Genomic DNA, 11910 nt, shown 5'->3' with positions numbered 1-11910 from the left:
GCGGCGCGCAGGCTGTGGCGTTTCACGAGCAGTTCGTCCAGCTGATGACCGCGGGCGCGAACCAGTACGACGCCGCGGAGGCCCGCAACTCGACCCCCATGCAGGACGCCGCGACCGCTATCAGCGCAACGGCGGCGGCACTGCCCGGAATGGCCGTGGGCGGCTCATCCGCCGGCGGCTCATCCGCCGGCGGCTCGACGCCGGCCGCGGCCGGTGGTGAGCAGGTGCTGGCGCGCACGCAGAGCGGCACCCTCGTTCAGATCGGGAACGGCGCCGGCGCGGCGTCGGGCGTCAGTGCTTCCTCCGCTGGCGGTGCGAGCGGTGTCGTGGCCAGCGGTGGCGGTAGCGCCGGTGCCGCCGGCTTGCTGCCCGGCCTGCGCTATGCCGGCCTCGGTGCAGTCGGTGATTCCACGCACGCAGGCGTCCTGCCGGGCGCCGCCCTCGTGGCTCCCGTGGACGGAGCGGGCGAAAGTGAGGGCAACCTCGGTGCCATCAGCCCACTGGTGTTCGGTCAGGGTGGCGCCAACGGTCTCAGCAGCAGTGCCGCGCCCGCAGCCGCCGTCGCCAGTCCCAGCGCAGCGGGCGAGAGCAACGGTCAGGCCGAGAACGGCAGCGGTATCGCCGTGCACAGCGGCTGGCTGGGCGGTGAGGCCAGCGAGAACGCTGCGTTGCTCGGCCACAGTGCGCCGGCACCGGCCGACCAGTTCGCCAGCGGTGAAGGAAGCTTCTACTCCCGCGGTGGCGGTCAGGGCGGTTTCCTCGGCGGTGGTGAACAACTGGGTTCACCCGCTGCTCCGGCTGAGGGTGCTGCCGAAGGGGCCTGACACTTCGGCGCCGCAACCGGCAAACTGGACAGGTGCCTGAACTCCCCGAGATCGAAGCGCTGGCCGACCATCTGCGTCGACATGCCGTCGGTTTGACGGTCGGCCGCGTTGACGTCGCCGCGTTGTCGGTGCTCAAGACCTTCGATCCGCCGATCAACGCCCTGCACGGCCAGACCGTGGCGGAGGCAGGACGCTGGGGGAAGTACCTCGGTCTGCAGGCCGGCGGGCTGTGGCTGATCACCCACCTTTCGCGTGCGGGCTGGTTGCGCTGGTCGGACAAGGCGGCGGCGGCGCCGCTGCGCCCCGGCAAGGGGCCGATCGCGCTCCGTGTGCATCTCGGGACGCCGGGGGAGGCGCCAGGTTTTGATCTCACCGAGGCCGGGACCCAGAAGCGGCTGGCCGTCTGGTTGGTCACCGACCCTCAGCAGGTACCGCAGATCGCCACGCTGGGTCCCGACGCGCTGGAACTAGGGCCGGACGACCTGGCTCGAGTGCTGGCCGGCAACACCGGGCGGATCAAGACCGTCATCACCGACCAGAAGGTGATCGCCGGCATCGGCAACGCCTACAGCGACGAGATCCTGCACGTCGCCCGGCTCTCGCCGTTCGCCACCGCAGCAAAATTGACCGACGAGCAGCTCACCACGCTGCACGACGCAATGATCTCCGTTCTCACCGACGCGGTGAGCCGATCGGTCGGCCAGGGTGCGGCCATGCTGAAGGGGGAGAAGCGCTCCGGGCTGCGGGTGCATGCCCGAAACGGATTGCCCTGCCCGGTCTGCGGGGACACGGTGCGGGAAGTGTCGTTCGCCGACAAGTCATTTCAGTACTGCCCGACGTGCCAGACCGGCGGCAAGGTGTTGGCCGACCGGCGCATGTCCCGGCTGCTGAAGTAGCCGATATGCTGCCTGGGTGACTCGCCAGAAAATCCTGATCACCGGAGCCAGTTCCGGGCTGGGTGCCGGAATGGCCCGCGCCTTCGCCGCCAAGGGGCGCGACCTGGCGTTGTGCGCCCGTCGCACCGACCGCCTGGACGAACTCAAAGCCGAACTCTCGCAACAGCATCCAAGCACCAAGATCGCGGTAGCGGCGCTGGACGTCAATGGCCACGACCAGGTGCCCAAGGTGTTCGCCGAGCTGAGCGACGAGCTCGGCGGCATCGACCGCGTCATCGTCAACGCCGGCATCGGCAAGGGCGCCAAACTGGGGTCGGGCAAGCTGTGGGCGAATAAAGCGACCCTGGAGACCAATCTGATCGCCGCGTTGGTGCAGATCGAGACCGCGCTGGAGATGTTCAACAAGAGCGGGTCGGGGCATCTGGTGCTGATCTCGTCGGTGCTGGGCAACAAGGGAGTGCCGGGTGTGAAGGCGGCCTATGCCGCCAGCAAAGCCGGACTGAGTTCGCTGGGCGAGTCGTTGCGGGCCGAGTACGCCAAAGGCCCGGTCAAGGTGACCGTCATTGAGCCCGGCTACATCGAGTCGGAGATGACCGCCAAGTCGAACAGCACAATGCTGATGGTGGACAACGAAACCGGCGTCAAGGCGCTCGTCGACGCCATCGAGCGCGAGCCCGGTCGCGCGGCGGTGCCATGGTGGCCGTGGGCGCCGCTGGTGCAGCTGATGCGGGTGTTGCCGCCGCCGTTGACGAAGCGCTTCGCGTAGGTTGCGCGAGGTTTGCGCGAGCAGACGTGAAAGCTCCCGACACGCCGGGTCGGGAGGAGTCTTTGCGTCTGCTCGCGCAAACTAACTCGCGCGTCATGGCAGGGCCGCGGCCCAAGCGATATGCCCCTGAAAACCCAATGCTGTCGCCATGTCGCGGTAGCGATCCCGAAGCTTGATGTATTCAGACGCATCACCACGCGCATGAGCGAGGAGCGCGCGCATCCGTACCAGCTGGATCTCCCGCGATACCAAACCCTGGTCGCCCGGCGCGGCCGCCATCCTGTCGATCGCCTCGACGGCTTCGGCGATGGCACCGTCGGTGCCGCCGGCCAACAGCGTCTGGACCAACGCACTGGTAGCCGCGCCGCAATGCCCGAACTGGCCGGCGCCGAACATTTCGTCGACCGCCGCACGCAACCGCGAAAGGGCGGATTCGCGATCACCGCGCCTGGCGAGTTCCCATGCTGCCCAGACATTGGCGACGGGGCGGTCCGAGGGGTAGTACTGGTCGTGCTCGCACATCTCGCAGACATCCCGCAACACATCGAGGCCGCGCTGCCGTTCTTGCATGGATTCCCGATGCACCAATGCAATACCCTCGGTCACCTTGGCCAGGCCCAGCGCCCGGTCGTCACTTGAACGCTCCGCGTTGCGCAGCGCCGCGCCGATCTCCTGCAGGGCAAGGTCGTCGGCCAGCAGGATTCCGTTGGGTATCGCCCCAAGGTACTTGTACGTGACGACCATGGCGTGCGACCACGGTTCAGTTCCGCGCGCTGTTGCAACGCTGTCCTCCAAGTCTTTTCGCCACCCGGTGTCGCCGAGGGCCCATCGAGCGGTGCCGCGCGTCGCCAGCGCCACCGCCAGAGGCGAACCGACGATGGCGTTTCCGCGGGCGGGATCGCCTTGGGCCAGTTCGACGACGTTTTGCGACCAGGCCAGCACCAGGCGCATCTCCGCGGACTGGATTTTGGTGGCGATCGCTCCCAGCGACAGCCCGATCGTGAGCGTCGGATCGCCTATCGATTCGATCATCGTCATGTGTTCGGAGGCTAGGCGGGATGCCGTGTGGACCCGGCCGTAGACGAAGTGCTCCATGATCAGGCCCGCCATGCCGATAGCCAGGGACGCCTTGTCCCCGGCTGCCGAGCACAATTCCCGCAGTTCCTGGAAGTACGGCTCGATCTCGAGATGGGCGCGGAACCCGTTGGCGCAAAGCAAAGTACGTGGTGCTATGCGCATCGAGATCCGGTCCGGGAAATCGTTTGGCAGCGCATCGGCGATCCGGCGCGCGCGCTCCCAGCTGCGACACGCCGCGGCCTTGTCGCGAGTGGTGGCCCACTCGCCGGCACGTAGGTGCCAGACGTAGGCCTCGCGCAGGTCCCCGGCGGCCTGAAGATGCTCGGCGATCAATGCGGAGTTCTCGCCGATCAACCCTCGCATCCCTCTCTCGACCGCGGCAGCGAGCCGCCGGTGCATGCCGGCACGGTCGGATTTGAGCTGTGACTCGTACGCGACGGTACGGATCATCGGGTGACGGAACGCGTATTCCTCTGACGTCCCCGACTCAACCCGTTCGATCAGCTCGGCGTCGAGCAGACTGCGCGGGACCGCATCGACGTCCATCGAGGTCAGCAGGTCGGCGCTGAAGCGCGAGCCAATCACGGCCGCGGCCCGTAACACCCGTTTTGCCCACGGTTCGAGTCGGTCGATGCGGGCTGCGATCGTGGCCTGAAGGGTGGCGGGCACACTGACGTCACCGACATCCGCGCGGCAGGTGTAAGCCCCTGGGCTGCCGCAGAGCACACCGCGTTCGGCCAGATCCCGCACCATTTCTTCGGCGAAGAATGGGTTGCCCGCCGCCCGTGCTCCGATTGTCTTCGCCAGCTCTGCAACTGTCGGGTCGCATCCGAGCAGCTCCCCAAGCAGCATCGAGGACTCTGGATCATCCAGCGGCGCAAGACTAATCGTTTCGGCCCCGGTGACATGTGTGAGTTCGCCCCGATACTCAGGACGGCAGGTGATTAGCACTAACGTGGGCGTCTGCGGGATGACCGTGAGAAAGTCACCCAGCATCGATTCGCTGGCTTCGTCGATCCAGTGCGCGTCCTCGATGACCCAGGCCGCCGGGTTCCGACGCGCGCGGGAGGCGGTATTCACCAGTGCGGTCAAACGCCGACGACGCGCATCAGGGGCAATATCGGGCAGGGGAGTGGAGGAATCCCGGATGCCGAGCAAATCTTCAAGTAAGGCAAGGTCTTCCGGATCGGCATCGGCATCGGCGTAGCGGTCGCGTAGCCGAGCGCGGTCCGCTTCGGCATCCAGACCCGACAAATGTGCCTCCGCCCGTAACAGGCGGGCTACGAGATGGAACGGCATTTGAGTGGTGTGTGATTCGCAGAACGCGCCGACAACTTCGACGCCTCGGGCAACTGCCACCGCACATATTTCATGCATCAGACGGCTCTTGCCAATTCCGGCGGAGCCCACCAGGACTGCCACCGTGCCGGTGCCGCTGGCAGCGCGTTCCAGCAGTTCCTCGCCGGCGGACATCTCTTCCCGTCGGCCAACGAGATTCGGTTTTGCCGGGCCCGCTGTCTGATGCCGTTCCGCCAAGCCCAACAATCTTCGAGCAGCTACTGGTTGATCATTTCCCTTGATGCGGACGAGTTGCGGCTCGCCCAGCGCTGCCGCGTGCTCAACCAGTCTTGCCGTTGCCTCGCTGAGCATTACCCCGCCCGGCGGCGCGACCGATTCCATCCGCTGCGCCATCCCCACCTGCTCGCCGACGGCGGTGTAGCCCAAGCCGCCCGCACCGATTTCACCGGCGACGACTTGTCCCGAATTCAGTCCGACTCGGAGTCGCAGCTCCACGGCATCGCGGTGCTGGATCTCTGGAGCCAACTCGACCGCCTCGCCCTGGACCTCCAGGGCCGCCAGGCAAGCGCGAACCGCATGGTCTTCCAATGCCACCGGAGCGCCGAACACCGCCATGATCCCGTCGCCGGTGAACTTGTCGACCGTGCCGCCGTACCGCCTGACCACTGCGGCGCAGCGCGCGACGAGATCGGCCATGATCTCACGCAGCCGCTCCGCACCGACCACCGCCGCAATGTCCATCGAATGAACCACGTCGGCAAACAAGACGGTGACCTGCTTGTACTCGGCGCGGGTGTCGGCATCTCGCACCGGCGAGCCGCAGCCGTGGCAGAAGCGGGCGGTTTCGAGAATTTCAGTGGCACACGTTGGGCATGCCGCGATGGCTTTCATGCGCGGCTCCGCCGACCACTGACGCGAACGGGCACAGACAAAGGATAGGCGGTCGGACTTCGAACGACTTTGATTGGCGAGCAGACGTGAAAGCTCCCGACACGCCGGGTCGGGAGGAGCTTTCACGTCTGCTCGCGCAAGAAGGCCGCGCAACCTAACTGGCGCGGCCGCGCTCGGATCGGTAGCGGCGTACCAGCGCGTCGGTCGAGCTGTCCGATTGCTTCTCCGGCGCAAAGTCGCTGGTGATCACCGGCAGCAGGGCCTTGGCTTGCGTCTTGCCCAGCTCCACGCCCCACTGGTCGAACGAGTCGATGCCCCAGATCACGCCCTCGGTGAACACCTGGTGCTCGTAGAGGGCCACCAGCTGTCCCAGTACCGACGGTGTCAGCCGGGTCGCCAGAATCGAGGTGGTGGGCCGGTTTCCGGGCATCACCTTGTGCGGCACCACGTCGGCGGGGGTGCCTTCGTCGGCGATCTCCTCGGCGGTCTTGCCAAACGCCAGCACCTGGGTCTGGGCGAAGAAGTTGCTCATCAGCAGGTCGTGCATGCTGCCGGTGCCTTCGGCGGTGGGCAGGTCGTCGAGCGGCTGGCTGAACGCGATGAAGTCCGCCGGCACCAGACGCGTCCCCTGGTGCAGCAGTTGGTAGAAAGCGTGCTGGCCGTTGGTTCCCGGTTCGCCCCAATAGATTTCACCGGTGTCGGTGGTTACCGGTGTGCCGTCGGCGCGGGTCGATTTACCGTTGGACTCCATGGTCAGCTGCTGCAGGTAGGCGGCGAACCGGGCCAGATCATTGGAGTACGGCAGTACCGCACGCGACTGTGCGTCAAAGAAATTCGAGTACCACAGACCGATAAGTCCAAGCAGCGCAGGAGCATTGGACTCCAATGGGGCCGTCCTGAAGTGCTCGTCGACGATGTGGAATCCGGACAGGAAGTCGGCGAACGCCTCTCGGCCGATGACGGCCATCACGGACAGCCCGATCGCCGAGTCCACCGAGTAACGGCCGCCGACCCAGTCCCAGAAACCGAACATGTTGTCGGTGTTGATGCCGAACTCGTCGACCAGCCGCTTGTTGGTGGAGACCGCGACGAAGTGCTTCGACACCGCGGAGTCACCGAGCGCATCGGTGAGCCAGCGGCGCGCGGCCGTCGCGTTCGTCAGGGTCTCGAGCGTGGAGAAGGTCTTGGAGGCGACGATGAAAAGCGTTGTGGCGGGTTCTAAATCGGCGAGTGTCGCGACGAGGTCGGCCGGATCCACGTTGGAGACGAAGCGCGCTGAGATGCCCGCGTCGGCGTAGTGACGCAGCGCCTGGTACACCATCACCGGACCCAGGTCCGAGCCGCCGATGCCGATGTTGACGACGGTCTTGATCCGTTCCCCGGTAGCGCCCTTCCACTCGCCGCTGCGCAGCTTGTCCGTGAAATCGCCCATTGCGTCGAGCACCTCGTGCACGTCGCGCACTACGTTCTGGCCGTCGACGATCAGATCGGCGTCGCGCGGCAGCCGCAGCGCGGTGTGCAGCACCGCGCGGTCCTCGGAGGTGTTGATGTGCGCGCCGGCGAACATCTGATCGCGGTGCTCTTCCAGGTTGGCCGCCCGCGCCAGGTCGATCAGCAGGCGCACCGTCTCGCGGGTGATGCGGTGCTTGCTGTAGTCGATGTAGAGGTCACCGACGGTCAGGGTGAGCTCGCGGCCGCGATCCGGATCGTCGGCGAAGAGCTGCCGCAGGTGGGTTTCTCCGATCTGGTCATGGTGCCGGCGCAGCGCGTCCCACGCCGGGGTGGCGGTGATGTCTGATGTCTCGGAGGTCATGATTCGACCCTAGTGCGGCGACGGGCTACCGGTCAGTGCCCGACACCGATCAGGGCGACGGCGTGGCACCCAGCACCTGTTGCAGATCCGGCAGCATCGCCTGCAACTGCTCGCCCCAATACGACCAGGTGTGCGTGCCGTTGGCCGGGAAGTTGAACACCCCGTTGCGCCCTCCCGCGGCCTTGTACCGGGCCTGGAAAACCTTGTTGCTGATGCGCGTTGCGCTTTCCAGCAGGCTGGCGTCCAGCTTGGTATCGGGGTCCGATTTGCCGCCGTTGCCGGTGTAGACCCAGATGCGGGTGTTGTTGGCGACCAGCTTCGCCACGTTGACCGTGGGGTCGTTGCTGGCCCAGGCCGGGTCGCCGGGCGGTCCCCACATGGCCTCGGAGCGGAAGCCGCCGGAACCCAGTTGGGCGGCGCTGACCAGCGACGGCCAATTGCCGGCGGACAGGTTGAGAAACCCCGACATGGAGGCCGCGTAGGCGAAGTTCTGCGGGTGGTTGGCCGCCAGGATCAGGGACGCCGAACCCGCCATCGATGCACCGACCACCGCGTTGCCCGACGCGCTGATCGCCTTGTTGGTCGCCAACCACTGCGGCAGCTCTCGGGCCAGGAACGTGTCCCACTTGTAGGTCCACGTGCCGCCGTTGCCGACGGCCGGGCGGTACCAGTCGGAGTAGAAACTCGCCATTCCGCCGGTCGGCATCACCACCGACAGGCCGCTCGGGGCGAACCAGTCGAATACCGGCAGATGAATGTCCCAGCCGTTGAAGTCGTCACGGGCCATCATCCCGTCGAGCAAATACACCGCATGGGGGCCGCCGGCTTGAAATTCGACTTTGATCTGTCGGTGCATGGCCGCCGACGGGACCATCAGGTATTCGATCGGCTGACCCTGCCGCGACCAAGCCGACGAGGTCCCGGAGCTGTTGGAGAGGCCACCCAGCAGGGCCAGCAACGCTGCGGTCAACAAAAACATCAACCGGCGCAGCGGCGAAACACCAGCTGTCAATGCCGTCACCATTTCCGGCGAAATTTACCCCAGCAAAACTGGTAGTGGCTGAATGTAACGGCAACAGTAACCGTTTAGTGGCCGAGTCGTCCTCGGCCTCTGCGGCGCCCGACATTTAGTTGGGAGGTAATGCCACAGCGACTCCCCGCGTCGTCGACGCCGCGTGCAACTCGACTGTGCCTCCGGTAAACGGGTTATCAGGCACGTCGAACGAATAAATCACAGAAACACTGGCGCCGGCACCGATGTCGACCGCGGTCGTCAGTGACCACAACGTAGCCGCTGGGTCGACACCGAAACCGACACCATTGGCCTGGAATCTCTGATCCCTTGCGAACAGCACAACGGGTCGCAGCCCGGTGTTGGTGATCGCCACGTGAACGCTGACGAACATGCCCTTTGCGGTCACTTGCAGGTAGGGGATAGCGGCGTTGCCCGCCGTTTTCGACCGATCGAACGAAGTTACGACGAACGTTAGTTGGCCATCTGTTGCAGGCTGGCCGATTGCTGCCGGTACGCCGGTCGGTGTATTGGGCGTGGGTGCCGGCGAAGGGAACGGGAACGGGATTGCGGGAATTGTCAACGGCGGTAACGACCGACCAGGCGTAAAAGGTTGCGGAACTGGCACAATCCGCGGTTGCGGGGCCTCCGAAGCGGGGGTTCTACTCGTCGCGGACACTGGGTCGGAGGTCCGTTCGCCGGATTGGACCAACTCGGCGATCGCTGCCGTGAAGAACACCACCACCCCCGCTGAAGTTGCGCAGCCGGCAACGATCCACTGCCGATCCCGCTTCGTCAGCTTGGGCCGCGGAGTCGTGACCGGACTGTCAACCAACTGTGTCGGTGGTTCGCGGCCGAACACACCCCACTCGTCGTCTCCCTGAACCACCGCCTGGTGTTGGTCGTCAGCGCGTTTGGAAAGTGCCGCGATATTCGCGCGGCGGCGTTGAGCAGCCCGCGCAACCAGCGCGACAGGAGTGACGACAAGGACAACGATAAGTGCAATGCCCGCAACCACTTTCCATGGAGCGAGAATCGCGCCGACGGCGACGAACATGCCGAATGCGATCAGGGCCAGTTGAGACCTGAAACCGGGAAGGCGTGCGGGGGTCGGTGATGCTGCGCCGTCGTTGTTCTGGAGGGCCGGCGCATATGCTGACGTGCGATCGGTTCGGCCGATTCTGTCCCAGTAACGCAACCCCCGGGCACCTGATGGGTCGGGGTCCCAACCTGACTGAATTGGCCGCGTCATTACCACGAAAATGCTACCTCGACGCTTAGTGCTTCTGACCCGTGACGATGCTGGTCATCCAGCATGTTCGGCGACTATTCTGACTCCTTGTCCAGCCGCTCTGTTTAGTGAAGGAGTTCCAGATGCCCAGCCATCATCCTTCGCGCTCCTGGCGCGGCTGCGCGATGTGCAAACCGCACAAGCGTCGCGGTGCCGGCCGTGCTGCGAAAGAACCGCCGGCGGTCCTGCGCCAGCTGGGTAGGCGGCGGCGGGTCCGCAGAAACTACCTCGGTACCTAGCTAGCCCGCGTCACCGTAATCGCGAGACACAGTGCAGCCGAATAGTTTACGCGCAAAATTTCAGCAAGCTGGTGGCCACAGGACTGTGACTCTCAGAGCCCAGCCCGCGTACGCCAGACCGTTGATGGGAGCACGCCAATCTCGTCGCTACCCACACCGCCGCGCGGGCATACCATTCAGTGGCGTAACGGCCCTGGGAGGTTGAGCCGGTGAATCAACACGAGACAGGACCCGGTCCGTGCCACGTAGCTGTCGGAATCCCTCTAGGCGTGGTTGCCGATCCGGACAGCGGAGAGACGGCGGGGGTCGTCCGGCGAGGCGGAGAATTGGTGTCCCTGGACAATGTTGATTACGGAATATGGACCGTCTTGCTGACTCCAATGACGGTCAGCACAGCAACCGAGTTCGCAACGAGCCGAAAATGGGCTGAACTGGAACACGCAATCGCCCGGCTCGGAAGGCTGGACCTGTTGGCCACGATCGAGCCCGGAAAAGCATTGGGCGGCGCGGTCGAGCGCCTGCGGCCCGTTCCGCTCGGCGTCGGATTGGGCAACACTGGCAGTGACCCGGCGAGATTTGAGATCCAAAACAGCGCGTTGTCGCTTCCTGCCCCCGTGTCGCTCGACGTCATCGGCGTGAGGTTCTGGTGGGAATTCGACGGTGCACGATCGCTGCGGGAAATCGTTGAACGAGTCGTCGACCGAATTGAGGGTCTTTCCACCGATACCGCCGAGGCAGTCGTGACACGACTCGCACACGGTCTTATGGGAAGCAGACTTCTGTACCTTGATTGGCCCCACTCACCGGAAAGACCATGAACCATGCTGTCGGATATTGATCATCACGTCAGTGCGTGGGCGACTGCTCATTGCTTGGAGCACCGTGTCGCTCTCGAAAAGGTCATCAAGGTAATTTCCTGGCACAGTACTTTAGAGCCATACATAGACCTCGCGTGCAAGTTGACCGGCATCGCGTTTCCGGATGGCCTTGCTAATGAAATCGAGATGGCGGGCCGCCGTGAGATTACAGGAGAACTGGGAGATGTCACTCCCTCAAACGTGGCGTGGCAGGTAGCCGATGTTGCCGCAGGATCCCTAGAGCAATTGCTGGCGGATGAGCCGACCGAGAGTGTAAACGGATCGCTCGATGAATTACAGGGAGTCGAAATCGGCGGCCGGCAGGTCGAGACAGAGATCAACGCGATTATGAGGTTGCAAGCGGAACACGAAATCAGTCGTGCCGACCTCGAGAATGATATCCAGAAATACCGGAATAACATCACTGAGCAATATAAGGATTCGCCGGAGGTAATGCAGCAGCAGCTGGCTCGCTTCAATGAAACGGCCATGGATTTGCAACGAGAGCAGGCGGAAGAACACGCCGCTGAGCTACGAGAGCTGCAACACGAGCAAGAGCTTGAGCAGCAGAAGATTCACGAGCAGCAACTCAAAGGGGAACAGCGGGAACAATCTGAGGACATCCGGCAGCAGGAAACCCGGCAAGAGGAAATCCGGCAGGCGGAACAGGAGGAAATCCGCCAGGAAGAAGCCCGGCAGGAACAAGCCCGAGAGGATATAGCCAAGCTGGAACAAGCCTTAAGTGAGGAACAGGATCGGGAAGAACAAGCGCGCCTGGAACAAGCCTTGCGGGAGGAGCAAGCCCGGGAGGAAGCTCGGCTGGAACAGGCCCGGGAGGAAGCGCGACGGGAGCAAGAGCGGCTGGAACGGGAGCGGCAAGAGGAGATGCGGCGGCAGCAAGCTGCACGCGACGCTCTAGAAAGATAAGAGACCCCCGGCCCCAGG

General features: G+C 64.6%; 9 protein-coding genes and 1 pseudogene. 6 read left to right on the top strand and 4 right to left on the bottom strand.

Annotated elements, in window-relative coordinates; translation table 11 throughout:
* The 4 genes and pseudogenes from A9X01_RS07485 to A9X01_RS07475 all read left to right on the top strand — a co-directional run.
* Window positions 1-824: PE family protein (locus A9X01_RS07485; RefSeq protein WP_155771980.1), on the top strand; the 824-nt coding region annotated here is incomplete at its 5' end.
* Between the two features lie 32 nt (window positions 825-856).
* A pseudogene (locus A9X01_RS31170) lies at window positions 857-1099 on the top strand (DNA-formamidopyrimidine glycosylase family protein); the annotation flags it as partial.
* A gap of 132 nt (window positions 1100-1231) precedes the next feature.
* Window positions 1232-1720, top strand: coding sequence for a zinc finger domain-containing protein (locus tag A9X01_RS31165; protein WP_436405241.1), 489 nt, complete (start codon window positions 1232-1234; stop codon window positions 1718-1720).
* Between the two features lie 16 nt (window positions 1721-1736).
* The gene (locus tag A9X01_RS07475; protein ID WP_065120140.1) at window positions 1737-2486 is read left to right on the top strand and encodes an SDR family oxidoreductase; all 750 of its coding nucleotides are present in this window, start codon (window positions 1737-1739) and stop codon (window positions 2484-2486) included.
* A 93-nt stretch (window positions 2487-2579) separates the two neighbouring features.
* On the opposite strand, the gene A9X01_RS07470 is transcribed toward A9X01_RS07475, so the two are convergent.
* The 4 genes from A9X01_RS07470 to A9X01_RS29730 all read right to left on the bottom strand — a co-directional run bounded on the left by A9X01_RS07470 (window position 2580) and on the right by A9X01_RS29730 (window position 9776).
* On the bottom strand, window positions 2580-5753 hold the full coding sequence (locus A9X01_RS07470) for an adenylate/guanylate cyclase domain-containing protein (RefSeq protein WP_065120139.1): 3174 nt from the start codon (window positions 5751-5753) through the stop codon (window positions 2580-2582).
* Between the two features lie 154 nt (window positions 5754-5907).
* Entirely contained in the window at window positions 5908-7566 is a 1659-nt protein-coding gene (gene pgi / locus A9X01_RS07465; protein WP_065120138.1) for a glucose-6-phosphate isomerase, read from the bottom strand.
* 49 nt (window positions 7567-7615) lie between these two features.
* The gene (locus A9X01_RS07460; RefSeq protein WP_065120137.1) at window positions 7616-8590 is read right to left on the bottom strand and encodes an esterase family protein; all 975 of its coding nucleotides are present in this window, start codon (window positions 8588-8590) and stop codon (window positions 7616-7618) included.
* A gap of 103 nt (window positions 8591-8693) precedes the next feature.
* Window positions 8694-9776, bottom strand: a complete 1083-nt coding sequence (locus A9X01_RS29730; RefSeq protein ID WP_155771979.1) for a DUF4352 domain-containing protein — start codon at window positions 9774-9776, stop codon at window positions 8694-8696.
* Between the two features lie 661 nt (window positions 9777-10437).
* On the opposite strand from A9X01_RS29730, the gene A9X01_RS07450 reads away from it, so the two are divergent.
* Together A9X01_RS07450 and A9X01_RS07445 are read left to right on the top strand one after the other, a co-directional pair.
* Complete coding sequence (locus A9X01_RS07450; RefSeq protein WP_155771978.1) at window positions 10438-10926, top strand: hypothetical protein; 489 nt, start codon at window positions 10438-10440, stop codon at window positions 10924-10926.
* Window positions 10927-10929: 3 nt separating this feature from the next.
* A complete protein-coding gene (locus tag A9X01_RS07445; RefSeq protein WP_155771977.1) occupies window positions 10930-11892 on the top strand; it encodes a coiled-coil domain-containing protein in 963 nt (320 codons plus the stop codon).
* Window positions 11893-11910 lie beyond the last annotated feature (18 nt).

The sequence above is a fragment of the Mycobacterium asiaticum genome, from assembly GCF_001668675.1.
GTDB classification, from domain to species: Bacteria; Actinomycetota; Actinomycetes; order Mycobacteriales; family Mycobacteriaceae; genus Mycobacterium; species Mycobacterium asiaticum_D.
The sequence above is the reverse complement of the archived record's forward strand: the minus strand, read 5'-3'. Positions and strand labels throughout refer to the sequence as shown.